A 25,038-nucleotide genomic window follows, 5' to 3' on the forward strand; every position below is an offset into this window, starting at 1 on the left:
GGCGAGCGCAGCGATTCCTGACGCTAAAATCACTGTAAGTACCCCCTTATAACGCTTAAACTTCAATTCTAACCTTACGATATAGCTTAATATTTTCACTAAATTCTCAATAAATCAGACCCTGATTACAGAGTCCCACGTTTCTTCTCATTTTGTTGCAATTTCATTCTTGGTTTAATAAGTGACCTGTGTAAAACTACCTGAGTTAATTTAGTAAATCAGGTGACATGAATGTCGAATATTAAAGCTTGGAAACTTATAAGCCTGTTTTGTTTGTTCGCAGTGCTTATGGGTTGTCAATCGAAAGAAGAGCAGCTGCAACAAACAATTCAAGAGTCTATTAAAAAGGTAGATACGGAGCTGTCTCAGCTTGGTACTGCACTCGATAATGGAAGTGTACGTAATGCTGTGTTACTTAAAGAATATGGCGAGCTTCTTAAAAAACAACAACCAGAGCTTACAAAAGTTGTTGATGTAATTACCCTTGATGCAACGCGCCAAGGCGCACTTTATAGTGGCTTAACACAGCGACTTAAAGATATTAAAGGAACTTACTTAATTCCTCCTTACGAAGATACGTTACATAGCATTGATTTGTTGCGTGATGCATCTAAACCTACGCTATTTTCTGATGCGTTAACCGATCCTATTAATATGCTAGCTGATATATCCAAAGGCACTTTAGCGCGTGTAGGCGCAATTAGTAAGCAAGCTGAAGGTGAGGGTGTTGGTAACCAAATGGTAGGTAACCCTAACTATGGTAACTGGCAATCAAATAGTAACGGTATTAGCTTTTGGCAATGGTACGGAATGTACCGTATTTTAGGTGATGTATTTGATCGTGTTGAATATGGAAGCTGGAGTAAGCGCCGAAAGTATAGCTATTACAATGACTATGGCCGCTCGCGTTATTCAAGCCCTAAACAAATTAAAACCCAAAGCGCGCTAGAAACACGCACGCGCCAAACATACCAACGCCAAGGTAAGCAGTTTACAAGCCCTTATGCGAGTAAAAAAACAGGTGCATCAGGTTTAAGCCGTAGTAGTTATACGCCAGCAAAAAGCCGCAGTAGTTATTCTCGTTCGAGCAGTTATAGCAATAGCTCAGGATCGGTGCGTGATAGCGGTAGCAGAACCTCTCGTGGCGTGAGCCGTGGTAAGTAAAAGAATAAAGTTGGAGTTAGAATAATATGTATGAATTTAATGGAATAACTATGTGGTCACTGCAAGCGCTGGCGATTGATTTTGCAATTATTGTTTTATTATTTGTAAGCCTTAAATATATAAAAGGCTGGGTTTCAAACTTACATGCAAATGATGAAATAACAGAGCGTGATAACTTTGCTTTTGGTATTAGCTTTGCCGCTGGCTTAGTGGCACTGGCGATTGTATTAACGGGTGTAAGTAGCGGAGCTTTTGCTGCAACACTGCAACAAGAAGCACTACAAATGTTAGCTTATGGCGCATTAGCAATTGTACTGATTAAGTTGGGTCACTTTTTTCAAGATAAAGTAGCTCTTCGTAAAGTAAGCCTGCACGACGAAATCGTTAAAGGTAACGTTACAGCTTCAATAATTGATTTTGGCCATGTTGTCAGTGTTGCTATCGTTATTCGCTCAGCTCTTTTATGGGTGGCTACTGACGGCTGGCATGGTCTTCCAATTGTAATTGCCGCCTTTATTATAGGTAGTGTTGTATTACTACTTGTTAGCCAATACCGAGTGCAGTTATTTAAGCGTACAAACAAAAGTGGCGACTGCCTACAACAAGCAATTGTTGATGGTAACTTAGCTGTGGGTATTCGTTACGCTGGATTTTTAATAGGTAGTGCATTAGCTATTACAGCAGCAACGGGTGTTGCACCTTACGCGGCTGATAATATTAATGCGAGTTTACTATACTGGGCTATTAGCGCAGTAGTGAGCCTTGTTGCATTTATTATTTTGCACTTAGTGACAATTAAAATAATTTTATCTGGTTGCGATATTTCAGATGAAGTTAATCGTCAAAAAAATGTAGGTGTAGCTACTATTTCTGCAGCAGTATCATTTGCTGTAGGTATCACTATGGCAACATTACTAGGCGCATAATCAGTGTCATCAACCAACACCCCCCCAAGTAAGTCTCGCTTACTTGGGCACGATATACTACTTATTACTGTTATGGCCGTGCTTGCTGGGTGCGGCCTTATTTATGAATACTTACTGTCTCATTATGCGGGCCGTGTACTTGGCTCAGTAGAGAGCGCTATTTACGCCATGATTGGCACTATGATTGTAGCAATGGGCTTAGGCGCTTTTTTAGCGCGCTGGTTCAAAGATGCATTTACCGCTTTTGCTTGGCTAGAAAGCATTATTGCTTTGGTTGGCATGGGCTGCATTTTAGCGATAGCGGGTGTAATAGCAGTTAGTTATTCTCTTCCTCATTTATTTTCGAGCATTTTTAATTTACCCCCTGATGTTGTACTTAATGGTTACGTATTTCAAAAGCTACAAGAGTGGTCACGTTTTCTACCTTATGTTTTTGGTTTAATACTGGGCTTATTTATTGGTATGGAAATACCGCTTATAGCGCGTATTCGTCAGCATGTTTATGGTCGGTTTTTAGAAAACAACGCAGGGACTATTTATGGTGCCGATTATATCGGTGCTGGTATTGGTGCAGCCATTTGGGTAAGTATCATGCTCTCAATGCCTATAATGCAAGCTGCAGCGTGGACGGCGTTATTTAATATTATTGCGGGGCTCGCGTTTTTATGGCGCTACCATACCCATGTGCGCTTTGCTAAGGCACTTTTAGTTTGCCATATAGTATTACTGGCATTATTTGGCTTTATTTTAGTATTTGGCAGTAGCTGGATGAACAATCTAAGTAATGTTTTATACAAAGATAAAGTAATTTATTCGCAAGCAACTAAATACCAACACGTAGTTTTAACCGAAAGATTAAGCAAAAACCAACCTCAGCCAATTACCGATTTATATTTAAATGGGCGTTTACAGTTCTCAAGTATTGATGAGCAAATATATCACTCAATGCTGGTTTACCCTGCAATGCTTGCCTCTAACAGACACGACCGTGTATTAATAATTGGTGGTGGTGACGGGCTTGCACTTAGAGATGTTTTAAAGTGGCCTGTAAGTGAAGTAACGCTAATAGATTTAGACGCGCAACTACTCAATTTATTTGGTCATAAAGACGGTGACTTTACGCCGCCAGAGCACATCAATAAGCGATTGCTACAGCTAAACAATAAATCGATGCATGATTCGCGAGCCAACATAATTGTGGGTGATGCATTTTTAGAAGTTGAAAAACTGCTTGATCAATCTAAGCAGTTCGACACTATTTTAATTGATTTACCTGACCCTAATCATCCTGATCTAAATAAAATGTACAGTGACTACTTTTATAATCATGTACGGCAGTTATTAGCACCCGATGGCGCAATGGCGGTTCAATCAACCTCACCTTATCACGCTAAAAAAGCGTTTTTAAGCATTGCTAAAACAGTTAAAGCTGCTGGGTTTGAGTATGTTGAGCAGTATCAGCAAAACATACCTTCTTTTGGGCAGTGGGGCTGGACTATAGCGACTAAAATGGGGCAGTCGGCCAGTGGCCGTATTAATGATGCGACGGCTATGCCTGTGCCATCAAGATGGATTAGTAAAGAATATTTATTGGCAAGTTTTGTATTTCCTAACCACTACTTTGAACAAGTTAAAAGTATTGAGGTCAATAGGTTAGGGTCTGGTCAGTTGTATGATTACTACCGAACTGCATGGCAAATAGAAAGCGAATTGTATAAAAACTAATAAAACATGGTTGACATAATATGTCGACCATGAGAATCTTAACTCAGACATAATATGTCAAACGACAAAAGGCAGAGACATGGAATTAAATGAACTTTCAATAAAATTAGCTTCTTTTGAAACTGAAGGCGCTAACTTTGAGTCTTTCTTGATTGCCAACCCAGGCGAGCAAGATGTTTTACAAGTCATTGTTGATGGAAATGATGAACTTCCAATTTTTGTTACACAAACGCAAGAGCAGTTGTTATGTATTAGCTACTTGTTTGACGAAGATGAAGTTAAGAGTGAATTACGCAACGAGTTAAACGAAACATTACTACGTTTAAACGTGCCAATTCCACTGAGTGCATTTGCTAAAATCGATAACAAATACGCGATTTTTGGTGCACTGTCGGTAAATTCATCACTAGATGACGTTACCCACGAACTAGTGACATTAGCCGATAACGCTATCGATGCACTAGAAGCCGTGACCTTGTATTTAAACGATTAATAGCTAGTCAGTGGAGTTAAGATTATGAGTATTTTAAAAAAATTATTTACAGCAGTACGTGGCGGCGCTCGTGAAGCAGGCGAAGCAATTGTAGACAAAAATGGCATCCGTATTTTTGAGCAAGAAATTGCAGACGCGCAAAATGCACTTCACCGAGCTAAAAAAAGCCTTACTGAAGTAATGGCCAAAGAAATGCAAACTAAGCGTAAAATTAGCGCTGTAGATGCATCAATCGCTGAACATGAAGCGTATGCAGGCCAAGCTCTTGAAAAGGGCAACGAAGCGTTAGCATTAGAAATTGCAGAAAAAATTGGTGACTTTGAAGCTGAAAAAGCGGAAAACGAGCAAGTATTGTCTGGCTTTAGCAATCACATTGTTGCGCTTAAGCAGCAAGTTAAAGATGCTGAAAAATCGATTAAAGAAAATCAGCGTCAGCTTACAATGGTTAAAACCACTGAAAGCGTACAGCAAGCAACAATGGCTGTTAATAGCACGCTTAATACAAACAGCTCGTCTATGACATCGGCTCGTCAATCGCTTGAACGCATTAAACAGCGCCAACAAGATCGAAGTGACCAGCTTGGTGCTGCAAAGCAACTTGAGTCAGACGTAAATGGCGATGACTTAAAAGCAAAAATGGCTGAAGCAGGCATTGGCGACACAAGTCCAAAAAGCGCTGATATTTTAGCTCGCATCAAAGCGAAGCAAAATAGCTAACTAATACGTTTATACTTTAAAAAGGTAACCGAGTTTTTCTCAGTTACCTTTTTTGCTTAGAAGGCAGCCTTCCTATGTTTAATTTTTTCAAATCTAAAAAAGAGCCAGAACGTCAACTTAATCATCCGAGCGATCTTAAAAAAGGCGACATGTTTAGCGTTATTGATTCATTTGCCTATCCTGCATGGTTAAAGGGTGAAACGTTACGTGTTACTGATATTCAGACTTACCAATATCAGCACAGTAGCGATACTGAATTTGTACTTGAGACAAATAGCGGCCAAGTTGTATTTTTACAAATTGAGCAAGATGATGGCGAAGAGTGGGCTAACTTTTCTATTAAAATTCAGCGAAACGAAGTTGAAGAGATATTTAGCCTTGATGAGTTTGCGCGTATTTTTGATGAAGAGTCGTTAACCCACATTACAGTGCAAAATACACCAGAGCGCTTTATGCAGTTTTTAGCTAAAAGCTACCAACAAAGCGAGTCGCCTTATGTGTGTTATTTCCATAATAAAGATTACCGCAACCAAACTTTGCCTCGCTATGAGCAAGAAGGTGGTGAGCCATGTGAAATGATTTGCTTAGCGTCAGATAATGAAGGCTTTGGTTTAAATATCGAAATTTGGGATGGCGGCGAAACCGAAGTATCGCTAACGCTCATGCGTCCAATGTCAGACATTGTAGACTTGTTTCCCGGAGATGCTAAGTGAGTGATGCTAAAGATAAGTGGTTACGTCAGGAACAAGCTGTACGTGCCACACAAATGGCATTCGATCTAAGCAGCGAAGTTCAAAAGCTGATAAAAAAGCAGGCAATTGATCAAGAGCTAACGCCGTCAGATATGATCCGAAAAATACTTGGCTTAGACGTAAAGTCTAAAAAAACGCGTCAACGTTTATCGTTTAACTTAAATGATGATGAAATAGCGCAACTAGCCAGTCGCTTTGATGTACAAAGCGATGATAAGCGAGCCGTAAAGCAACAAGTAGCTGATTTATTAATAGCTCACACTAAAAATAAAAAAGTGAAATAATTTAATTAGGTTTTTATGAATATTGTTTTAATTGCTTACTTAATTATTTTTGCGTTGTTTGGTACTGCGGCGAGTTATTTTGTACGTTTTATTTATGCATATTGGGTGCTTAAAACAATGCCCATGAAATACATTATTAAAGCGGGTATTTGCGTGGTACTGGTGGTAGTAATTTCAGCGTTAATTCCGTATTTAAGTTAACGCTGAAATTAGCTTATACGCGGCCGTTTTTATTTTATATCAAACGACTGGCATTGGTGGTTAATACACAGCGATTGCACTTCAAGTACAGGAGAACAATCAGTTAAGCCTTGTGCTTTATTTTGTATGTTTTCTTGTTTTGTTATTTGTTGAGCAAGCTGTTCTGCTTCTTCTTGAGATGTGTTTAGCGTTGAATAAACAGCATATTTACTCGGTCCGCCGCATGCGCGGGCGCCCACTTCAAGTACTTTGCACTGAAAGCTTGCAGTGCAGCTGTTATTACTCACCATGTTATTCAGATCATAGTTTAAGTCAGATAAGTTTTTACTTTGCTCATTTGACGTCACAGTACTAGCACAACCACTTAGTAATAAAATGCTGCTAGCAATGCTTAAAATTGATAGTTTAATTGCCGATGGTAAACAACTCATAACGTTATCCTTAAAATGCACTTACCGCTGAGCCTTCAAGTTTAACACATTTATTTTCAACACACTGCGTGCTTGGCGTTGTTAAATGCTGACAAATGCTCATCATCCCTTTTTGTGAATTATAACTACTTTCAAGCTTAGTAATTTTGTCGCTAAGGGCTGCTACTTGTTCCTCAGATGCTGCGTTTGTTGAGTACACAACAAAGCTGCTTGGCCCACCACATGCGCGACTGCCTACTGCATTTACTCTACATTGGGTGCTGGTATCACATTGCTTATCTGTAATTAGCGTATTTAATTCGGTTTTAGCTGTTTTTATATTGTCTATTGAAACGTTTTTTAAATCAGCTTTTGGTATTTTTTCAGCAACTACGTTCTTTTTAGTATTTTCTTGTAATTGAGTGTTCTCTTTTAGCTTTTGTAGCTCTTGCTTAGGTGCTTCAGCTTCTGAGGTGATTGTTACTTGCTGCGTTTCAGTGGGTGCTTTATCTAAGCATGCAGTTAAACAAAGTGGTAAAAGTATGGCTAACAATGGGGTACGCATAACAAACCTTGATAGTGATGAAATATTCATCACTATCATACACGGTGCATTTTTTACGGCAATAAAAACTATATTATCAAGTAATTAAAGCCGCGAAAAAATATCGTTTTGTTAAAGTCCACCCTGCGTTAGTTTGGTGGGGTTAAGTAGTTTTTCGAGTTCACTGCGTGGTAAATCGGTTTCCTGCTCAGCTACATCAATAATTGGGCGGGCTTCTTTATAAGCCTGCTTTGCTATTTTTGCTGCTTTTTCATAACCGATCACCGGATTAAGCGCAGTTACCAAAATTGGATTTTTAGCGAGTGCTTTATCTATATTTGGCTGATTCACCTTAAAACTGGCAATCGCTTTATCGCCCAGCGCTTGTGCGCTATTTGCAAGTAACTCAATACTTTGCAAAATATTATACGCAATGACTGGGAGCATAACGTTTAGCTCAAAATTACCCGCTTGACCTGCTACGGTAATAGTGGCGTCGTTGCCAATAACTTGTGCGCTTACCATGGCTGCGGCTTCTGGTATTACTGGGTTTACCTTACCTGGCATAATAGATGAGCCTGGTTGAAGCGCTTCAAGCTCTATTTCACCTAAACCTGCAAGTGGTCCTGAGTTCATCCAGCGTAGGTCGTTGGCTATTTTCATTTGTGCGACAGCGAGTACTTTTAATTGCCCAGAAAGTGCGACGATGGCGTCTTGTGAACCTATATTATAAAAAAAGTTACTACTGGGCGTAAATCTAATGCCTACATTGGCACTCAGATTTTCTGCAAATTTGGCTGCAAACTTAGGGTCGGCATTTATTCCTGTTCCAACAGCTGTACCGCCTTGTGCAAGTTCGCATACACGCTCTAAGCTATGTCTAATTCCTGCTGCGGCATGATTAACTTGTGACTGCCATGCACTGAGTGTTTGATCAAACGTTACAGGCATTGCATCCATTAAATGCGTACGGCCCGTTTTAACTATATGGCCTACTTCAGCTTTTTTCTTTTCCAGGCTTTGCGATAAATTTTCAAGCGAAGGAAGTAATTCGTACACTACATTTATTGCGCTACTGAGTGCGATAGCAGTAGGGACTACATCGTTAGAGCTTTGCCCCATGTTTACATCATCATTAGGGTGAATGCTTTCATTGCCTATCCGGCTAGCAAGCGTTGCAATAACTTCATTGGCATTCATATTTGAGCTTGTGCCAGAACCTGTTTGAAAAATATCAACGGGAAAATGCTCAACATGTTCACCATCAATAATACTTTGGCAAGCTTGCTCAATTGCATCGGCTTTAGCTTTGCTTAAATGGCCTAGCTCACAGTTACTTTGTGCAGCGGCTTGTTTTATATAAGCCAGTGCAGTTATAAATTGCTTTGGCATAGGTAAGCCACTAATGGCAAAATTATTAACCGCTCGCTGTGTTTGCGCCTGATAGAGCGCATCAGTAGGTACTTGTAGCTCGCCCATGCTGTCTGATTCTGTTCTAAAGTTGCTCATAAGTGTGCTCCTTAAAAAGGGTTGAATTCGTGACTAAGAATACGAGCTTCACGCTCAAGTATTAAAAATTGTGCAGTATTGTTATGCACTTTATAAAACCGTTTTAGTGCTAATAAAGGTTTGTATAACTGCTCTAAACATTGTTTACGAATAGCATTATGTATAAGAGGGTCGCACATTTTGTTCATAATTTCATGGTGTGTGCGTCTAAGATAAAACTCTTGAAGCAAGGGATTACGTTGTTGCTCAAATTTTTTGGCGACGTTAAGGGCGGTTTCTATGTAATCGGCAACGAGCATGGGTGCATGCAGGCCAGGTCTTAAGCAATGGCAAGAGAGTTCTTGATGGTAACGATGCTGGGCATAATTTGAAGACATAAAAAAACCGACTTAAGTTAACGATAATAGTTATCATTACATTTAATCGGTTTCAGTGTAAACAGTTATTATAAAAATTATTTGCGATACTAATTTGAGTTTTAATTGTAGCCAAGAATAAATATCTGATCTGTTTCATGTTTGGTCATCGCCTGTTGATTATGTTTAGGGTGCGAAAGTAAATCGATTACTGTAGCTCTCATATCAACGGCGTAACTATGATCGTCGGTGGTTTTTTCGGTTATAGCAATAGCTGCGTCTACAGCGGTATAAGGGGGTATATGCATAATTTTATCCTTTGAAATTTAATATAAGTTAAACCCTTTAGTGGGTTAGTTATATAAAAGCATATTACGTACCAATCGTAATAAATTAACTCAACCATATGATAGTTATAGTGTTTAAAAATTATCTTTTTTTCATCACGACAAAATAAGCTAAATTTGCTTTACTGTTGTGCATTAATCTACAATTTTGGTGCACAGTAATGACAAAGCCATTTTCACAAGCCTGTGAAAACAATAAAACCCCTATTTTAGAGCAATTAAAGGACGTATTAAAAAATACTAAAACAGTACTCGAAGTTGGCTCAGGAACCGGCCAGCATAGTATTTTTTTTGCAGAGCAATTACCACATTTACAATGGCATACAAGTGATCGTGCTATAAACCACGAAGGGATTAATTTATGGCACCGCGAAGCTAATTCAACTAATTTACATGCACCACTTGAGCTTGATTTAAATAATGAGTGGCCAATAGATAAAGTTGACGCTATTTATACTGCAAACACATTTCATATTGTAAGTTGGCAATTAGTTGAGCGTTTTTTTGACGGTGTTAAACGCCACTTAAATAGCGACGGTATGTTGTGTATTTATGGGCCATTCAAATACCAAGGTGAATTTACCAGCCCAAGTAATGATGACTTTAGTGCCTTTTTAACAGAGCGCGATCCGTTAAGTGGAATAAGAGATTTTGAAGCAGTTGAACAACTAGCTAAGCAAGCAGGGCTTACGCTTATTAGCGATACAGCCATGCCTGCAAATAATCAGTTACTCGTTTTTAAACGGCAGTAATGAGCTACATTGCTCTTTATATATATCAATATGGCCGCGTTCACGCTTTAAGTAGTCGCTTATTGCATTACTAAAGTCGCCATCAACAATATGGTGAGCAGAGTAGGTAAGTACGGGTTCAAATCCGCGTGCTATTTTGTGCTCACCTTGTGCACCCGAATGAAAACAGTTGAGTTTATGCTTTATTGCAAACTCAATACCTTGGTAATAACACAATTCAAAGTGCAGCGAATCTACTTCCTCACTTGCTCCCCAGTAGCGCCCATAAAGCGTATTTTTACCTACTAAACTAAGTGTTGCAGCAATCACGTTATCGTCTCTTTTGGCCAGCATAATAACGAGAGTATTAGCCATTAAGGCATGTAAAAGCGTAAAAAACTCCATATTTAAATAGCCCAAATGACCAGAGCGCTTTAAGTAGGTACGCTGATAAAACTCACAAAACAATTGCATTATCTCGGGCGTAATTTGCGTTCCTTGCAGCCATTCAATATCAATGTTCTGTTGCGCTATTTTAGCTCGCTCTTTTTTAAGTGACTTACGTTTTCGTGAGCTAAGCATCTGCAAAAAGTCGTCAAAGGATTCATAACCTTTATTAAACCACTGAAATTGCACACCCACTCTTAACATGGCGTGTTGCTCAGTTAATGAGGTGGCTTGGGCTTGGTCGCAAAAATTAACATGCCATCCCGACCATCCTTGCTGAGCACTGTGTAAGCTAAGTTGCTCTGTAATGTATTGATATACCGCATTTGGATTAGCGTGCTCGATAGCAATGCGCTTGCCTTCAATAGGGCTAAAAGGAATGCCAGATAGCCACTTGGGATAATATTCTAAACCGTGTTTTTCGTATGCCTCAGCCCAGGCCCAGTCAAATACATACTCGCCGTATGAATGACTTTTTAAATACCCAGGTGCAAGTGCAACGAGCGTATCACTTTCAAAAATAGCGAGGTGATGGGGCTGCCAACCACTTTTTTGTGTTACGCATTGGCTTTGTTCAAGGGCATATAAAAAAGCATGTTGAGTAAATGGTTCATCACCAAATAAACGTTGCCACTGCGCCTGATCAATCTCATTAATACTGCTAAACCATTGGTGCGAAAACGTTCCCATGACTACTTACCTTGTAGGTGTTTTAAGCTGTTCTACGTTTTTAATAAACGTACTAATTTGCATTTTAAGCTCGGTAAAATGAGGATTATAAGTTAAGCGCTGTAAAGCCGGGTAGTGTTTTAAGTTGGCGCTTGTACGCTCTCCTAGTTGTGGGTTTTTAGTTGTTTTACATGTTTTGTATAGGGACTCGTCGTTAATAAAGCTGCCACAATTGCGATAAGTTGCTTTAATTCCATAATGTGGATTTTGCGGTGAGTTAACAACAGCAATATGCGACATACCATGAACCTTTTTACATTGAGGTGTTGTGCATTGCGGATTATTTACTGTGTAGTCACTAGCAAAGTCTGGCGGTAAAATATTGGTGCTTCCATAAAGTACTAAAGTATCGAGTGGCTTATATTTTACTGAATTATCTTTGTGTAATGTACTCAATAACTTTAGCGTGGCACGCGTGTCTATCGTGGTATCAATATCACTAAGTACACTAAAAATAGGTAATTTAAGTGCAGGGCGTTTGTTTAAGCTACTTACACTTGCAAGTGACATTGCATCGTACGAAGCGGCAGCTGCGTTTAGAGGAAATGATTCATACTTAGCAAAGTCTACATCGGCATCTTTATCAATCCAATTAACAAAGGGTATGGCATCAATCCACTTTGCTATCCAGCCGTACTTATTATGTGGCTCGGAGCCTGGCGAATAAAGCATAAGCGCTTTAATTTTAGGGGATACAGTGTGTTTGGTTGCGTAATCAATAAGTAACGCTGCACCGGTAGAGTAACCTGCGAGTATCACCTCATCAAAGTCTTGCACCGAGCGTTCAATACCGTATTTTATTGCTTGTTGCCATTGGCTAACCTCTACATTGAGTAACGCACTTGCGGCGCTTCCATGTCCTGGTAATAAAATAGTACGCACAGTATAGCCTTGCTGATAATACACTTGTGCTAAATCGTGATACGTAAAGGGTGAATCAGTTAGCCCGTGGATTAGTAGTGCAACTTTATTACTGTTTGGATGCGTGAGCTCAAAAGGAGCAATAATATCTGCAATAGTAGGGTCAGGTTTTCGCGTACCTTGTGTTACTAATTGCTGATAGGTTTGTGTAATAACAGGGCATGGCATATCTGCACGTGGATTGGTTTTATTTATATGTTTATATGCAAAATCTAAGTAATCGTTAAATGGTAAAATGGCGTGGTAATTAAAGCGCTGGTGGTTGTGCTCATTTTCAAAGCGTAATAAGCCTTGTTGCTTACTTTTTGTTATAAATTTAAAGTCGCTCGCCTGCGATATACAGTTTTGAGCGACAGCTGTATGAGAAAAAACACTTAAAACAAAACCAAAAGCTACTCTTAAAAATACTCTTAAAACTATTCTTAAAATTAAACCACTATTGTTCATTAACTTCTGCATATTGGACAAGACACTCGGTTAGCTTAATGAGTTCAAGCGGTTTTGCAAGATGTTGATTAAATCCAACTGCTTGTGCATGTGCTTTATCCTCTGGCATTACGTCGGCAGTTAAAGCAATAATAGGGAGTTCTTGTTCGGTTTTAAACTGGCGGATCAGTGCCGTTGCTCTATAGCCATCCATTACAGGCATTTGGCAATCCATAAGCACTAAGTCAAAATGCTGCTTTTTCACTATATCGACCGCCAACTCACCGTTTTCTACCATATACGGCACAATCCCTAACGAGCCAAGCATCGCTTTAATAACCATTTGATTTACAGGGTTATCCTCTGCGACCAAAATGTCTAGCGAAGTAATATTAGTATTATCAAATGTAATAACATGTTCTTTTTTAGGCTCTGTTGTTTCTAATCGCATTGAAAATGTAAAAGTAGAGCCTTTATCTATTTCACTTTTAAGGGCTATTTCTCCCCCCATTAATTGGCTTAGCTCTTTTGCTATTGTTAAGCCAAGTCCTGTACCGCCAAACTGCCTTGAGGTAGAACTATCAGCTTGGGTAAATGCGTTAAATAATTTTTTATGCTGGCTTGGTTTTATACCTATTCCGGTATCACTAACGTTTATAACAAGCTGTACTTTATTGGCGGCAGTAAACTCTGTTTCTATGTTTAAAGTAACGCTGCCTTGGCTTGTAAATTTAATCGCGTTACTACATAAATTAAGTAATACCTGCTCAATTCGCATAGGATCACCGATAAACCAGGTATTTAAAGGTAGCTTTGAGTTAACTTGCCAGTTAATACCTTTGTTAACTGCGCTTTGTTCAAACATATTGTCTATGCGTGTTATTAAGGCACCTAAGTCGAATGCAATAGATTCAATAACTAACTTTTGGGATTCTATTTTTGATATATCAAGAATGTCATTAATTAAGTTTAATAAACTTTTAGATGATGAGTTTATTTTATCTAAATAGCCAATGAGTGTACTTGCACTGTCTGTTTCTCGAGCAAGTGAAGAAAAACCAATAACGGCGTTTAATGGTGTACGTATTTCGTGGCTCATATTCGCTAAAAATTGGCTTTTAGCCTGATTAGCTAAATCAGACTGCTGCTTTGCTTGTGCGAGTGAGTGTGTACGCTCTGCAACTTGACGTGTAAGTGCAATTTGTTGCTGATTAAACAGCAGTAAAACCATTAAAATTAAAGAACATACGACAACTTGAAGTATGAGCAATAATAGAGTTAGTTGGCTATTATGTTGTGTTAAAAAGCTTTCTTTAAGGGCTAGTTTTACAATCCATTTTTGCCCTGCAAAGTCCACGTCAAACGACATTAAACGGCTACCTTTGGCTTGCTGAACATCTTGAGAGTAATTACTATAAAACGGCGGTGTGTTTGTATCTTCGTATATACCAATCGAAAACATATCAGACTGTTCTTTAGAAATGGCCTGCTCAATAATACTACGCACTAAAAATATACCAGTGGCATAGCCTTTAATTGTTTTTTCATCGTTATATTGAGAGTACACAGGGGCAAATAATAAATAGGCTGGTTTAGGTTGTTTGGTTTGCACCAACTGAATTATTTTAGTTCCGACTGGCATGTACTTTATAGCGGGGTTAAGCAGAGAGTTTTTTCGATCAGGGTTTGAAAATACATTAAAGCCAATCGCTTTTTGATTACCATTAAAAGGAGCTATGTATTTTACTATAACAAGGGGATCGTTAATTTCAAGAGGCTCACCGACTATATCAATATCTAAATGGTAAATGTTTGATATTTCTTGAGCAAAGACTTCGCGTTGATCTTGAGGTATTTTTGCATTCCACGATAAAGCGTTAATAAACTCGTATTGAGTTAGTAACTGACTAGCATAAGAATAAAAATCTTGCTGGCTCAGCATGGGAGATGATTGAACCTGACTTGCTAAGCTCTGCACTGCAATAATACTGCGATTTGTATATCTATAAAGGCTGTTTTCTATAACGTGGACTTCACGTTCGGCAATTTTAATAGTGCTTATACGATTTTCCTGATCGTATAATTGTGTTGTTACCGCGACTGATAAAAATAAAACTGAGCATACTGCAATTGTCGGAAATGCCGATATAGTATGTTGATTAGACTTTTGTGGTAATAAAGAAAGTAAAAACGGAGTCGCAATTAATACCCCTAATGTATCGCCAAGCCACCAGTAAATAACATTATTCCAATGATTATCAATACTGTAAATCGAGTTAAATTGACTCAGTGCGAATACGCCAAAGTTAGCTGAAATTAAGCTGACCAATATGGCTATGACAAGAATAAAGTAAATTATATTCTTGCGCTTTTTAAAGCGCAGCGGGTGACCAAGCCAATACTTTAAAAGAGCTGCGCCGACCATTGCCTGTATAACAACACCAAAGGCGATATACATAGCCTCGTTAAATGAGTTACCGACCAGGACTAGCTCATGAGCAGAACTGTCAAAAATATTAAGGTTAAAGGCAATTGCAGCTATAAATAAAGGCGGGATAAAGCGCCACCACCAAATATAACAACCGACTAGAGCTATGCCGGCAGGTAACCAAATTGGAATTATTTGCGAGTTAAAAGCAAGTTTAGTGAGTGCTATGCCGACTAAAAAATATGCTAAAGCAAACATGATGTAAAAAATAATGGAATGATTTTTAGAGTTAAAATTTTTCACATAAGGTCCAAGCAATTATTATTATCGTTTTGAAATATCAGTATAGCTAACAGTAAGTTATTTTGGTTATTTTTATAATGGTAACTGTTTTTTGCTAAATGACTGCTTTAACACGACTGTTGATTCTATATTTGCAATACAACTTAAACTACCTAGCTGATGTTTTACAAATGTTTCGTAGCTCTCAAGATCATGTGCAATGATTTTTAATAAATAATCATAGCTTCCTGATATTACACAACACTCTAATACATGTGGTAACTTTTCTACATGTTGCTCAAATTGCTCTGCAGCACTTACCGAGTTTTGGCTTAATCGTACGAATGCATATACCAACACATTAAGGTTAAGTGCTTTAGGATTTATGGCGGCGTGGTAGCCGGTAATAATGTTTTCTTGCTCTAACTTTTTTATACGCCTTAGGCAAGGTGTATCCGATAGGTTAATACTGCTGGCCAAGTCTGAAACCGACATACGAGCTTGGCTTTGCAGTGCAATGAGTAATTGCTGATCTTTTTTATCTAACATAGTTGTCGGCTTTTATTAATTATTTTTATATTTGTAGTGATTATTGCTAAGTATTGCAGTTTTTACTAATTTTTTTGGCGTTTTACCCTCATTGAACTCTGTTAGCATTTAACTATAAAAATAATAGAGCACACCAATGAACACACATACCGCTATTTTCGATCACTGGATACGAACAGAGTTTGTCACTTTAAATAGTGAATTAGAGCAGCTTTATTGGCAGCAAACCGATAAAGCAAATGTAGAAGGAATAGGTGAGGCCTTAAAGCAACAATTAGAAAAAGAAGGCAACGTATTAATTAGCAATTTATTAGCCGAGGGAAACACAGATCAAGGCTTTGATAGCGCTTTTGACTTACTCGGTAACGTAGGATTATTTATGGCAGCGTGCAGGCGCCATGAAATTACTGAGCCAAGCAGAGAAACCACTTCACCGCTAATAGAAGCCTCAGCGCTTGCTATGCATATAGGCGCATCCATTGGCGTAACCCCTCGTTTTGCTACCGCCCACTTAACTACTCATAACAAAGCACTTAACGGTATTTATAAACGATTTACCAATTTACCTGATGAAAAGCTGTTTCTTGATTATAACACTCAAGGCATTTTGGCCTACAAACGGGCAAGTGATGCATTATTAAAAATATTGCCGTTAGGTATTTCACATCCCTTGTGTGGTGAGTTATTAAAAGTAGCTAAACAAGCGCTTATAGATGTAATTGAGTCAAACAATGCACTTTATTCTGAGCTCGATACAGATCGATTTTTTAACTGCGTTCGCCCTTATTATAAACCGTACCGTGTAGGTAAAGAGGTTTACAGAGGGGCAAATGCTGGTGACTTTGCAGGTATTAACGTGATTGATATGTTACTAGGGCTTTGTAGTGCAAACGAGCCTAGTTACTCGCAAATGCTGGTGGATAAGTTTTTATATATGATGCCAGAGGATCAACAAATCCTACGAGAAGCCATGCGTATGCAAAGCTTTATGGATGACTTTTTACAAGCCAAGCCATATAAAAATACAGATTGGTTTAAAAGCCACGCAACGTTATTTATTCAAGTGTGTAAATTACATGGCGACACCGCAGTCGGTCATCATAATCAACTGGTTGAAAAGTTTATTGCTCAGCCCTCAAAAAATATGCAACAGCAGCATATGAGCAAGGTAACAGCAAGTGGTCCGCCGCTTAATGTGTTACTTGATTCGCTCGAAAAATTAAGAGATAGGCGAGCCAGTGCCAAACGCGACGATATAAAAACACGTTTTGACGATCTAAATACACTTAAAGAATGGGTTAAATAGCATGCTTAAAAATGATTTTTGTATGGCCGATGGCTGTTATTTATTAAACCACTCGGTAGGGCGCCCTCTTAAAAATACACAGCAATATTTAGCTCAGCATTATTTTTTACCATGGGAGAGCTCAAATAAAGAACCTTGGCAACAATGGCTGCCCGCAGTTGAGCAATTTACTACCGCGCTTGGTAAGTTATTTAATGCGCCTAGTTCGCAGTTTTGTCCTCAGGTTAATTTATCAAGTGGCTTAACAAAGTTGCTTATGTCGCATCCACGGCTACAGCAAAAAAATTGTAAAGTGCTAATGGCACAAAGTGATTTTCCGAGCATGGGTTTTGCAATGCAAAAAGCATTACCAGAGTGCGCACAAATTATGTTTATACCAGAGCACGAAAACCTAACTGATATTAGTGTTTGGCAGCGTTATATAACCGCCGACATCGATTTAGTTTTTATAAGTCATGTGTATTCAAATACAGGTGTACAGGCGCCTATATACGATATTGTAGCTATAAGTAAATTAACTAATAGTTTATCAATAGTTGATGTTGCTCAATCAGCGGGTGTTATACCGCTTGATTTAAGCATACTCGATGCTGACTTTATGATTGGCTCGAGCGTTAAATGGTTATGTGGTGGCCCAGGTGCAGCTTATTTATGGGTTAACAAAAACCAAATAGAGTATTGTGAGCCTAAAGATGTGGGTTGGTTTTCGCATCAAAATCCATTTGAGTTCAATATAAACCACTTTGAATATAACGCCAGTGCGCTCAAATTTTGGGGGGGCACTCCCTCTGTAGCGCCTTATATTATTGCCGCAAATAGCATTGCTTACTTTGCAGAGCTAACTGCTCACAAGGTAAGGAATCATAATTTAGCTATGCTTACGCTTATTCATGAGCAACTAGGCAAATATGTTGCATCACCTATGAGTAGTGATAAATGCAGCGGGACTGTTATTTTGTTTTTTAACAAGCAGCAAGACCATGTACTTACAGAGCTTAATAAAGCGAAAGTCAGTGTAGATGCTCGCAAATTTGGAATACGAGTATCGCCACATATTTATAATACTCAAGAAGACGTTGCGCAATTTATTTCTATAGTAAAACGAGCGCTTAAGGGTTTTGGCTAAGCTGCTGTTTTCTTTGTTTTAATGACTCTATTTTTTGCTGCGTTTGATTAATTGATGCGTCGTAAGCTTGCTTTAACGAATTTGTTTTAGTTGCGATAGCATCAGCAATAGACGAAGCGCCTAAACGATTGGCTTTATCTTGAGTCATGTAATCTATCTGCTGTTTTTTAGCTGCGTATTCTTTTTGGCTTTGTGCAATAGATAGCTCAAGACGCTTTATTTCTCGTTCTATTTGTTGAACTTCTAAGTAGTCATCCACAGAGGTGTCGGTAATACCTTTACCGGGCGTAGAGCTTTTGTATGCTTCAATTACGTTTATATCTTTAAGAGTAATAACTTGTGCATCTTTAGCGCAAGGCGTTTGGCTAAAGGTAGGAACGCCCTTAATTACACACTTATACACTGTTGTACTTTGTGCCAAGGTAAAAAATGGTGCTGCCGCGCAAACTGATAGCAATATGAACCGGATCATAGCTAAACCTAAAAGTGGCTAAAGTTATGTTAATAATGCCCTAAGTTATTACTAGGCACAATTTGTTTAGTTTTTATAATTTTTAGGTACAAAAAAACCACAATTAAGTGGTTTAAATTAAGTATGGTCCAGAGGGAGGAATAGACTTGCTTACATCCATGTAATCAATCGCTGCGCGACGCTTGCAGCGGCCCAAAATGTTCCAGACATTTTGTCGAACCCTGTCGAGGGTTCTCACCCTCCCAATTTAGTATCGGTGTTAAATTTTAGGCACAAAAAAACCACAATCAAGTGGTTTAAATTAAGTATGGTCCAGAGGGAGGGATAGACTTGCTTACATCCATGTAATCAATCGCTGCGCGACGCTTGCAGCGGCCTAAAATGTTCCAGACATTTTGTCGAACCCTGTCGAGGGTTCTCACCCTCCCAATTTAGTATTGGTGTTAAAATTTAGGCACAAAAAAACCACAATTAAGTGGTTTAAATTAAGTATGGTGGAGAGGGAGGGATTCGAACCCTCGATAGAGCTACAAACTCTATACTCCCTTAGCAGGGGAGCTCCTTCGGCCACTCGGACACCTCTCCAACGCATAACCGTTTGTATTGATGGAAGTAAAAAAAGCCACCAATTAAAATATGGTGGAGAGATAGGGATTTGAACCCTAGATGGGCTATAAACCCATGCCGGTTTTCAAGACCGGTGCATTCGACCACTCTGCCATCTCTCCGTGACGCAGAATAATACTTAGGTGATACCGCTGTGTAAATAGCAAAATGACTGTTTGCCTAAAAAACGTACGTAAATGAGGTTTTTTTTGTAAATAAGGGGAAATTAAGGCAATTTTTAATAAAATAAATAGGTTGCAGCAAACAAGGGGGAGCTAAATAAGTGACTTCATTTAGTGGTTGAGTGTTCGCTGCACCGAAAAATAATCATGGTTGGGTGATTATTTATATTGAGCTGCGCCGCTAAGTGCTAGTCTTTTACCAATAGTGTTAAGTCTAGCTAACATTCTTGCTTTACGGTTAGTTGGTTTAACTGCTACTTGAGCTGCTGCTGTTTGATTTAATGTGTTAATTGGTTTCATTATTTTGCTCCGGGTTGTATATGTTGAAATCGCGTGCATTTTGCACGTTGTTTGATTAAAAAGACAACGATAAAAATTGAGCCTGACGGATTAGTTAAACTAATCCTTATTGATTTTATTAACGTGCGGTTCAGTGTTTTTTATTATAGTTTTTGCATAAATAGTTAAAATAAAATCGTCTTTACTCTCGCCAATACTGGTGTTTGTGTGTTTTTTTATTTATTTATATGCATTTTAAACAAACTTTTTGACTAGTTATTCAGATTAAAAAAACTCAATTAAACTCTTTTTTATTCGTTCTTAAATACATTGTTGGAAACAAAAGCTTGTCACTACTAATAATTATTAAACCAAGTACAAAAAAACAGAGTGAAAAATCACTAATGTGGCTTAAAAGCATCTGTAAAAAACGCAGTTTTTCTTATTGTATGTTTACTACAACGGGAAACTTTAACGATGACTGTGCTCAAATAAGGTTGCTACTGAGTAAATTTACCAAAGTAGTTGTACTTGGCGGAGACGGTACATTGAGCTTGGCGGTTAATGCGTTAATAGGGAGTAGCTGTACGTTAGCATTATTGCCTTGCGGTACAGGTAATGATTTCTCGAGAGGGTTTAGTTGCAAAGAAGATGATTGGCGAAAGGCATTATTTAATACACCGACAGCAATTGATGTAGGAAAAATTAATAGTCGCTATTTTATTAATATTGCAGGGGTAGGGTTTGATGCTCATGTAGTTAAAGCGATTAATGCTAAAGCTAGTTTTTCATCTTTTGATTACAGTTGGACGAGCATTAAAGAGCTATTTTATTATCAAGCTCAGCAGTTACAAGGTACGTTTAATAACGATGTTCGGCAGTATAAAAATTTAATTACCGTATTTGCTAATCATAAGTACTTTGGTGGTGGTCTAGAAATAGCGCCAAAAGCAGATTTAACTGATGGGCTGCTTGAGTGTTATCAAATGCGATCGGGTGGGCTTTTTTATAATGTAATAAGCTTTATGAAGTTGTTTTTTAAGCGCCATCAGCATATAAAAAACCTTAACTACAGTCGCTTAAATACAGCTTCTATAAAAACTGAAGGGTTATTGATTGAAGCTGATGGTGAACTGGTAGGTAAAACTCCTGCCGTTATTAGTGTGCATGGGCAGGTTTTACTTTTTCATATGCCAATAAAAAAGCGCCTAAAGTAGGGTAGGCGCTTTTACGTTAGTTGCGTTAATAACGCGTCTAACTGGGGACGGAGCCACTTTTAGCCATTGCTCTATTAGCTAAAAAGGCGTTAATTCGTTTTGTTGGAGTAAGCACAATGGCGTTACCTAATAGCACTAGGCTAAATCCTGCAAAGGTATTTGCGTGCCATTCAAAGCCTTCAAAAAAGCTACTCAGTGTTACTGCCACTAATGGGAATAAAACAATAACGTAGCTGGCTTTTTCAGGGCCTATATTTCTAAGTAGAGCAAAGTAGCAACCAAAAGCGATTACAGTGCCAAATATTGATAGATAAAGTAGTGATAACCAGTAACTTGGTGGAGCGTTTAAACTAAATTGCACATCGTTCATTAATACATATAAAGCCAAGCCTATAGCGCTGTATAACATACCCCATGCATTGCCTTGCAATACACCAATTTGTTTACGAGAATTACGAACGCTTACCATATTTCCTAATGAAGCCACAAAGGTGCCACCAAGGGCAAGTAGTAACCCGACCAATGCACCATTACTCAAGTCGAACTGCTGTAACTGTGGCCAAAACAGACACGTAATACCTAATACAGCGAGTACAGCACCTGTATAAATTCGTTTTGAGATTGGCTTACCAAAAAATAACCGAGTATTGACTATGTTCATAACCAGCAGCATTGAAAAGGCAATAGAGGTCATGGCTGAGGTAAGGTGATTTTGTGCCCAGTAAAGCATTAAATAATTTAATCCAAAATTACAAATGGCTAATAAAACAAAAAAGCCATGATCCAGTAACTTAAATCGCATGTCGGGTTTTTTGTACGCTACATATAACCACATTAAAAGCGCTGCAATAGCAAAGCGATAAAATAACGATAACTCTACCGCAATATCACCTAACTGAAACTCTATGGCTAACCAAGTTGAGCCCCAAATTAAAACAGTTGTAATGTATAGCGCTGCACTTTTCATGGTTAGTCTCCAAAGCCCGATTGAATGGCTATTTTAAGACCTATCTGTATACTTACCATATACAGAAAAGTAAAAATGTAACCTATACAGATTTGGTGTGTGATGATAAGACAAAAAAATAGCCAAGGGCATGAGTTTTTATATCAGCAAGTTATTCAGTTGATTAGAGATATGAGCGCTCAACAAGTTTTACTCCCCGGCGAAAAACTTCCATCACTGCGTAAAATGGCAGATAACTTAAGCATAAGTATCCCCACTGTAAAACAGGCTTACCAGTCACTTGAAGATCAAGGGTTGGTAGAGGCGCGTGAAAAATCAGGATATTTTTTAAAAGTCGTTAGCATGGCGCACAATTTACCTAAGCGAGTTAAATTAAGTCGCGAACCTGTTGTGGTAAATAAACAAGCCTTAATAGAGCAGGTGTACAGCGCGATTCATCAAGCGAACGTAGTCCCTTTTGGTATCGCTAACCCAATTGCCGCAGCACCTACCGATAAAGCACTCGCCAGAAACATGCGCCGCGTAATGACTATCGCAGGCAGTAAAGCCATAAACTATGGCCCAACAGATGGGTTTGTACCGCTGAAAAAGCAATTAGTGCATCGCTATTTAGATTTTGGCATTGGCATTGATATGGACGAGCTTGTGATCACCAATGGTGCACAAGAAGCCATGGCTATTGCACTTAAGTGTGTAACAAAGCCAGGCGATGTAGTGGCTATTGAGACACCTTGTTATCACGGGATTATAGAGCTAATAGAAAGCTTAGGGCTTAAAGCGCTCGAAATACCACTGTGCCCAGATAATGGCATTTGGTTAAGCGATTTGGATCGCGCTTTGAATGAACATGACATAAAAGCGTGTTTATTCTCGACAGCAATTAGCAACCCTGTAGGCAGCTTTATGCCAGATACAAATAGGCAGCAGCTGGTGGAGTTACTCGAAAGCCACGACGTAGTGCTTATTGAAGATGACGTATACGGCGATTTATATTTTACGGCAAAACGAGGCACACCTGCTTTAGCGTACTCTAAAAAAGGATTAGTGATCAGTTGCTCATCTTTTTCTAAAACCGCAGCGCCTAGCTATCGTGTGGGTTGGGTCGTTGCCGGTAAATTTGCAACACAAGCGCGGCGATATAAACGAGCACTAAGTTGCTCCGCTTCGTTAATAAACCAATGGGCGTTATCAGAATTTATTGCCAGCGGCGAGTACGACCGTAACTTAAAGGTACTCAGGCAGCGCCTGCGCGATAACAAAGAACGTATGCGATGGTGTTTACAACAAGCTATGCCAAAAAATACACGTATAAGCGATCCAAAAGGAGGCTGTGTAATGTGGCTAGATTTAGGAGGCGAATACGATAGTCAAAAATTATTTTTACTTGCTCTTGAGGTTGGTATTAGTATTACCCCTGGGCTTATTTTTTCAGCCTCTAATAAGTATAAAAGCTGCGTAAGGTTAAGTTATGGTGTGCCGTGGAGCGAGCAGATAGAGCAAGCAATAGTTACATTGGGCAAGCTCACTTTATTAGCTAAAAAGTAATACCAATCTGCTTATATATGGGGTCTATTTAACGTTAAGAAAATTACGCTAGAACTAGGCAAAAGTTTTTGTATCTAGTTGTTCTAAATAAAAAATTTTTAACGAAGTTATAGTGCAATTTAATTCGTTAAATTGATCAAAGATTTATGCAGGTTGGTATAAGTTTGGGAAACATAAAAAAGCAGCATTTAAGTAAACTTAAGTGCTGCCAAAGGGATGTTAAATAACGTTTGCTGTACTAATTCTGTTTAAAGCTAAATAACTGGTAACCTTTAAGCTCTGGCACTTGCATTACTAATTGCTCTTCTTGTTTTGCAATATCAGCAAAGTTTTCACATAAAGAGTTAGCTCTCTCTTCAAGTGCGCTTGCATGTAGCTCTACTTTTTCTTCTATTTGTGCACCCATATTTTCCATGCGCTGTTCAAAGGCATCCATATCGCCGCCTGAACCAAGTAACTCAGAACCTAAAGCCACTAAAATACTGCCCATTGATTGCATTACTGCTGATTCAACCGCTGTTTCTATCTGCTGCTCAAATTGTTGTTCAAAGTTTTCGCCAAATTGATTAAAACTTTGTTGGCCCATTACAAATGTACCTTGCTGGTAAAATGTGTTTTCTACCTCAATTTTAATGTCGTCCATAAGCTCAGACATATTATCAAGACCGTCAATATTAAATGCACTGCCTACTTCTTCTAATGCCACACCGGCAATTTTAACACCCTCTAACGCTATGTTAGCTACTTCAGGTAATTGAGTGCGTAAGCTGTCAGAGTACTTATTCAGTGCTTCGCGTTGTGAGCTATTAAGCGCTACAAGCTCGCCATTTACGGTTAAGTCACCATGGGCATTAAATTGCATAGTTTTATTATTGGCAGTAAAAATTTCTAATTCGTTTGGTTTAATACGTACATCGTTTTTAAATTCGACGTTACATTCATCGTTACTAAATGAAATTGCAGAATCGTTGTCGTTATGAGCCATAGCGGCTGGCGTACAAATTAATGCGCTAACTAATAGTAATTTTTTCATGTTTGTTCTCTACTTTTTGTTGATGACGATTAATTAATAACAAGTTTGATGCCAGTTTTATTTTTCCATAAAAAACAATTGATTAAGTGTTTTTCTTTATTTTTTAGCAAGTCAAAATAATTAATAAATAACTATTTTTTAGTCAAATTGGCTAACTAATAAAAATTAATAAATTTTATTTATCGATACGATAAAAAACTCTCACTTTCCTCAATTCAAATTTAGCGCTATTTATTCACATTACTGACATGAAGACTATTTACAGTAGTCGCGTGGCTTTATTTTGATGTTAATTTGCAGAGCACTTTGGCATTAAACATTTTTAATTTTACCGGCTATTGCGATAATAAAATCCTTGGTTGGT

General features: G+C 38.5%; 26 protein-coding genes and 2 tRNA genes. 13 read left to right on the top strand and 15 right to left on the bottom strand.

The window, feature by feature from the left end; all coding sequences use genetic code 11:
* Positions 1-231 precede the first annotated feature (231 nt).
* The 8 genes from GQR39_RS18915 (at position 232) to GQR39_RS18950 (ending at position 6,262) form a co-directional block, all read left to right on the top strand.
* A complete protein-coding gene (locus GQR39_RS18915; RefSeq protein WP_165736351.1) occupies positions 232-1,164 on the top strand; it encodes a CHAD domain-containing protein in 933 nt (310 codons plus the stop codon).
* Positions 1,165-1,190: 26 nt separating this feature from the next.
* The gene (locus GQR39_RS18920; protein WP_024609365.1) at positions 1,191-2,090 is read left to right on the top strand and encodes a DUF350 domain-containing protein; all 900 of its coding nucleotides are present in this window, start codon (positions 1,191-1,193) and stop codon (positions 2,088-2,090) included.
* Between the two features lie 3 nt (positions 2,091-2,093).
* On the top strand, positions 2,094-3,815 hold the full coding sequence (locus GQR39_RS18925; protein ID WP_024589502.1) for a polyamine aminopropyltransferase: 1,722 nt from the start codon (positions 2,094-2,096) through the stop codon (positions 3,813-3,815).
* A 79-nt stretch (positions 3,816-3,894) separates the two neighbouring features.
* Positions 3,895-4,308, top strand: coding sequence for a DUF2170 family protein (locus tag GQR39_RS18930; protein ID WP_004335098.1), 414 nt, complete (start codon positions 3,895-3,897; stop codon positions 4,306-4,308).
* 24 nt (positions 4,309-4,332) lie between these two features.
* Positions 4,333-5,025, top strand: a complete 693-nt coding sequence (locus GQR39_RS18935) for a PspA/IM30 family protein (RefSeq protein WP_004335088.1) — start codon at positions 4,333-4,335, stop codon at positions 5,023-5,025.
* A 74-nt stretch (positions 5,026-5,099) separates the two neighbouring features.
* Complete coding sequence (locus GQR39_RS18940) at positions 5,100-5,738, top strand: hypothetical protein (RefSeq protein ID WP_024592232.1); 639 nt, start codon at positions 5,100-5,102, stop codon at positions 5,736-5,738.
* On the top strand, positions 5,735-6,061 hold the full coding sequence (locus GQR39_RS18945) for a hypothetical protein (RefSeq protein WP_010554828.1): 327 nt from the start codon (positions 5,735-5,737) through the stop codon (positions 6,059-6,061). The genes GQR39_RS18940 and GQR39_RS18945 overlap by 4 nt, the downstream gene beginning before the upstream one ends.
* A gap of 15 nt (positions 6,062-6,076) precedes the next feature.
* Positions 6,077-6,262, top strand: coding sequence for a hypothetical protein (locus tag GQR39_RS18950; protein WP_024592231.1), 186 nt, complete (start codon positions 6,077-6,079; stop codon positions 6,260-6,262).
* 29 nt (positions 6,263-6,291) lie between these two features.
* On the opposite strand, the gene GQR39_RS18955 is transcribed toward GQR39_RS18950, so the two are convergent.
* The 5 genes from GQR39_RS18955 to GQR39_RS18975 form a co-directional block, all read right to left on the bottom strand.
* Positions 6,292-6,693, bottom strand: coding sequence for a hypothetical protein (locus GQR39_RS18955; protein ID WP_024589501.1), 402 nt, complete (start codon positions 6,691-6,693; stop codon positions 6,292-6,294).
* A 10-nt stretch (positions 6,694-6,703) separates the two neighbouring features.
* Complete coding sequence (locus GQR39_RS18960) at positions 6,704-7,237, bottom strand: hypothetical protein (protein WP_165736352.1); 534 nt, start codon at positions 7,235-7,237, stop codon at positions 6,704-6,706.
* A 111-nt stretch (positions 7,238-7,348) separates the two neighbouring features.
* Positions 7,349-8,725, bottom strand: a complete 1,377-nt coding sequence (locus GQR39_RS18965) for a class II fumarate hydratase (protein WP_008137933.1) — start codon at positions 8,723-8,725, stop codon at positions 7,349-7,351.
* A gap of 11 nt (positions 8,726-8,736) precedes the next feature.
* Positions 8,737-9,102 carry a hypothetical protein gene (locus GQR39_RS18970; RefSeq protein WP_231609258.1) on the bottom strand — a complete coding sequence of 122 codons (366 nt, stop codon included), beginning with the start codon at positions 9,100-9,102 and terminating at the stop codon, positions 8,737-8,739.
* 101 nt (positions 9,103-9,203) lie between these two features.
* A complete protein-coding gene (locus GQR39_RS18975; RefSeq protein WP_010554833.1) occupies positions 9,204-9,389 on the bottom strand; it encodes a hypothetical protein in 186 nt (61 codons plus the stop codon).
* A gap of 200 nt (positions 9,390-9,589) precedes the next feature.
* Here GQR39_RS18975 and GQR39_RS18980 point away from each other — a divergent pair, with 200 nt between their 5' ends.
* Positions 9,590-10,180: a DUF938 domain-containing protein gene (locus tag GQR39_RS18980; protein WP_165736353.1), complete on the top strand. Its 591-nt coding sequence runs from the start codon at positions 9,590-9,592 to the stop codon at positions 10,178-10,180.
* Here the strand turns inward: GQR39_RS18980 and GQR39_RS18985 are convergent.
* From GQR39_RS18985 to GQR39_RS19000, 4 genes are all read right to left on the bottom strand, one after another.
* Positions 10,157-11,296 (bottom strand): GNAT family N-acetyltransferase, encoded by a 1,140-nt coding sequence (locus GQR39_RS18985; protein ID WP_165722814.1) that lies wholly within the window; start codon positions 11,294-11,296, stop codon positions 10,157-10,159. The two genes, GQR39_RS18980 and GQR39_RS18985, sit on opposite strands and share 24 nt — an antisense overlap.
* 6 nt (positions 11,297-11,302) lie before the next feature.
* Positions 11,303-12,703, bottom strand: coding sequence for an alpha/beta fold hydrolase (locus GQR39_RS18990; protein ID WP_165736354.1), 1,401 nt, complete (start codon positions 12,701-12,703; stop codon positions 11,303-11,305).
* On the bottom strand, positions 12,693-15,413 hold the full coding sequence (locus GQR39_RS18995) for an ATP-binding protein (protein ID WP_165736355.1): 2,721 nt from the start codon (positions 15,411-15,413) through the stop codon (positions 12,693-12,695). Before GQR39_RS18995 ends, GQR39_RS18990 begins: the two co-directional genes overlap by 11 nt.
* Positions 15,414-15,485: 72 nt before the next feature.
* On the bottom strand, positions 15,486-15,941 hold the full coding sequence (locus GQR39_RS19000; RefSeq protein WP_007579788.1) for an Lrp/AsnC family transcriptional regulator: 456 nt from the start codon (positions 15,939-15,941) through the stop codon (positions 15,486-15,488).
* 136 nt (positions 15,942-16,077) lie between these two features.
* Here GQR39_RS19000 and GQR39_RS19005 point away from each other — a divergent pair, with 136 nt between their 5' ends.
* A complete protein-coding gene (locus tag GQR39_RS19005) occupies positions 16,078-17,247 on the top strand; it encodes a monodechloroaminopyrrolnitrin synthase PrnB family protein (protein WP_165736356.1) in 1,170 nt (389 codons plus the stop codon).
* Position 17,248: 1 nt separating this feature from the next.
* Positions 17,249-18,373, top strand: a complete 1,125-nt coding sequence (locus GQR39_RS19010; protein WP_165736357.1) for an aminotransferase class V-fold PLP-dependent enzyme — start codon at positions 17,249-17,251, stop codon at positions 18,371-18,373.
* Here the strand turns inward: GQR39_RS19010 and GQR39_RS19015 are convergent.
* The 4 genes from GQR39_RS19015 to GQR39_RS19030 form a co-directional block, all read right to left on the bottom strand.
* The gene (locus tag GQR39_RS19015; RefSeq protein ID WP_007579794.1) at positions 18,357-18,845 is read right to left on the bottom strand and encodes a DUF4124 domain-containing protein; all 489 of its coding nucleotides are present in this window, start codon (positions 18,843-18,845) and stop codon (positions 18,357-18,359) included. The two genes, GQR39_RS19010 and GQR39_RS19015, sit on opposite strands and share 17 nt — an antisense overlap.
* 492 nt (positions 18,846-19,337) lie before the next feature.
* A tRNA-Ser gene (locus GQR39_RS19020) sits at positions 19,338-19,430 on the bottom strand.
* A gap of 52 nt (positions 19,431-19,482) precedes the next feature.
* A tRNA-Ser gene (locus GQR39_RS19025) sits at positions 19,483-19,573 on the bottom strand.
* Positions 19,574-19,792: 219 nt separating this feature from the next.
* The gene (locus tag GQR39_RS19030) at positions 19,793-19,933 is read right to left on the bottom strand and encodes a hypothetical protein (protein ID WP_010554841.1); all 141 of its coding nucleotides are present in this window, start codon (positions 19,931-19,933) and stop codon (positions 19,793-19,795) included.
* 326 nt (positions 19,934-20,259) lie between these two features.
* On the opposite strand from GQR39_RS19030, the gene GQR39_RS19035 reads away from it, so the two are divergent.
* Positions 20,260-21,129, top strand: coding sequence for a YegS/Rv2252/BmrU family lipid kinase (locus GQR39_RS19035; protein ID WP_024589492.1), 870 nt, complete (start codon positions 20,260-20,262; stop codon positions 21,127-21,129).
* A gap of 37 nt (positions 21,130-21,166) precedes the next feature.
* Here GQR39_RS19035 and GQR39_RS19040 read toward each other — a convergent pair whose 3' ends face one another.
* The gene (locus tag GQR39_RS19040; protein WP_007579798.1) at positions 21,167-22,096 is read right to left on the bottom strand and encodes an EamA family transporter; all 930 of its coding nucleotides are present in this window, start codon (positions 22,094-22,096) and stop codon (positions 21,167-21,169) included.
* Between the two features lie 102 nt (positions 22,097-22,198).
* Here GQR39_RS19040 and GQR39_RS19045 point away from each other — a divergent pair, with 102 nt between their 5' ends.
* Positions 22,199-23,641, top strand: coding sequence for a PLP-dependent aminotransferase family protein (locus GQR39_RS19045; protein ID WP_165736358.1), 1,443 nt, complete (start codon positions 22,199-22,201; stop codon positions 23,639-23,641).
* Between the two features lie 238 nt (positions 23,642-23,879).
* On the opposite strand, the gene GQR39_RS19050 is transcribed toward GQR39_RS19045, so the two are convergent.
* On the bottom strand, positions 23,880-24,674 hold the full coding sequence (locus GQR39_RS19050; protein ID WP_165736359.1) for a YggN family protein: 795 nt from the start codon (positions 24,672-24,674) through the stop codon (positions 23,880-23,882).
* Positions 24,675-25,038 lie beyond the last annotated feature (364 nt).

Origin of the sequence: Pseudoalteromonas sp. C8 (genome assembly GCF_011378685.1) — a bacterium.
GTDB lineage: Bacteria > Pseudomonadota > Gammaproteobacteria > Enterobacterales > Alteromonadaceae > Pseudoalteromonas > Pseudoalteromonas arctica.

Coding starts and splice junctions, on each gene's coding strand:
- GQR39_RS18990 (WP_165736354.1), bottom strand. CDS start 12,703: ATGAACAATAGTGGTTTAATTTTAAGAATAGTTTTAAGAGTATTTTTA.
- GQR39_RS18980 (WP_165736353.1), top strand. CDS start 9,590: ATGACAAAGCCATTTTCACAAGCCTGTGAAAACAATAAAACCCCTATT.
- GQR39_RS19005 (WP_165736356.1), top strand. CDS start 16,078: ATGAACACACATACCGCTATTTTCGATCACTGGATACGAACAGAGTTT.
- GQR39_RS19010 (WP_165736357.1), top strand. CDS start 17,249: ATGCTTAAAAATGATTTTTGTATGGCCGATGGCTGTTATTTATTAAAC.
- GQR39_RS19030 (WP_010554841.1), bottom strand. CDS start 19,933: ATGAAACCAATTAACACATTAAATCAAACAGCAGCAGCTCAAGTAGCA.
- GQR39_RS18955 (WP_024589501.1), bottom strand. CDS start 6,693: ATGAGTTGTTTACCATCGGCAATTAAACTATCAATTTTAAGCATTGCT.
- GQR39_RS18920 (WP_024609365.1), top strand. CDS start 1,191: ATGTATGAATTTAATGGAATAACTATGTGGTCACTGCAAGCGCTGGCG.
- GQR39_RS18935 (WP_004335088.1), top strand. CDS start 4,333: ATGAGTATTTTAAAAAAATTATTTACAGCAGTACGTGGCGGCGCTCGT.
- GQR39_RS18930 (WP_004335098.1), top strand. CDS start 3,895: ATGGAATTAAATGAACTTTCAATAAAATTAGCTTCTTTTGAAACTGAA.
- GQR39_RS19040 (WP_007579798.1), bottom strand. CDS start 22,096: ATGAAAAGTGCAGCGCTATACATTACAACTGTTTTAATTTGGGGCTCA.
- GQR39_RS19015 (WP_007579794.1), bottom strand. CDS start 18,845: ATGATCCGGTTCATATTGCTATCAGTTTGCGCGGCAGCACCATTTTTT.
- GQR39_RS18975 (WP_010554833.1), bottom strand. CDS start 9,389: ATGCATATACCCCCTTATACCGCTGTAGACGCAGCTATTGCTATAACC.
- GQR39_RS18950 (WP_024592231.1), top strand. CDS start 6,077: ATGAATATTGTTTTAATTGCTTACTTAATTATTTTTGCGTTGTTTGGT.
- GQR39_RS18985 (WP_165722814.1), bottom strand. CDS start 11,296: ATGGGAACGTTTTCGCACCAATGGTTTAGCAGTATTAATGAGATTGAT.
- GQR39_RS19045 (WP_165736358.1), top strand. CDS start 22,199: ATGATAAGACAAAAAAATAGCCAAGGGCATGAGTTTTTATATCAGCAA.
- GQR39_RS19000 (WP_007579788.1), bottom strand. CDS start 15,941: ATGTTAGATAAAAAAGATCAGCAATTACTCATTGCACTGCAAAGCCAA.
- GQR39_RS18965 (WP_008137933.1), bottom strand. CDS start 8,725: ATGAGCAACTTTAGAACAGAATCAGACAGCATGGGCGAGCTACAAGTA.
- GQR39_RS19050 (WP_165736359.1), bottom strand. CDS start 24,674: ATGAAAAAATTACTATTAGTTAGCGCATTAATTTGTACGCCAGCCGCT.
- GQR39_RS18960 (WP_165736352.1), bottom strand. CDS start 7,237: ATGCGTACCCCATTGTTAGCCATACTTTTACCACTTTGTTTAACTGCA.
- GQR39_RS18940 (WP_024592232.1), top strand. CDS start 5,100: ATGTTTAATTTTTTCAAATCTAAAAAAGAGCCAGAACGTCAACTTAAT.
- GQR39_RS18915 (WP_165736351.1), top strand. CDS start 232: ATGTCGAATATTAAAGCTTGGAAACTTATAAGCCTGTTTTGTTTGTTC.
- GQR39_RS18970 (WP_231609258.1), bottom strand. CDS start 9,102: ATGTCTTCAAATTATGCCCAGCATCGTTACCATCAAGAACTCTCTTGC.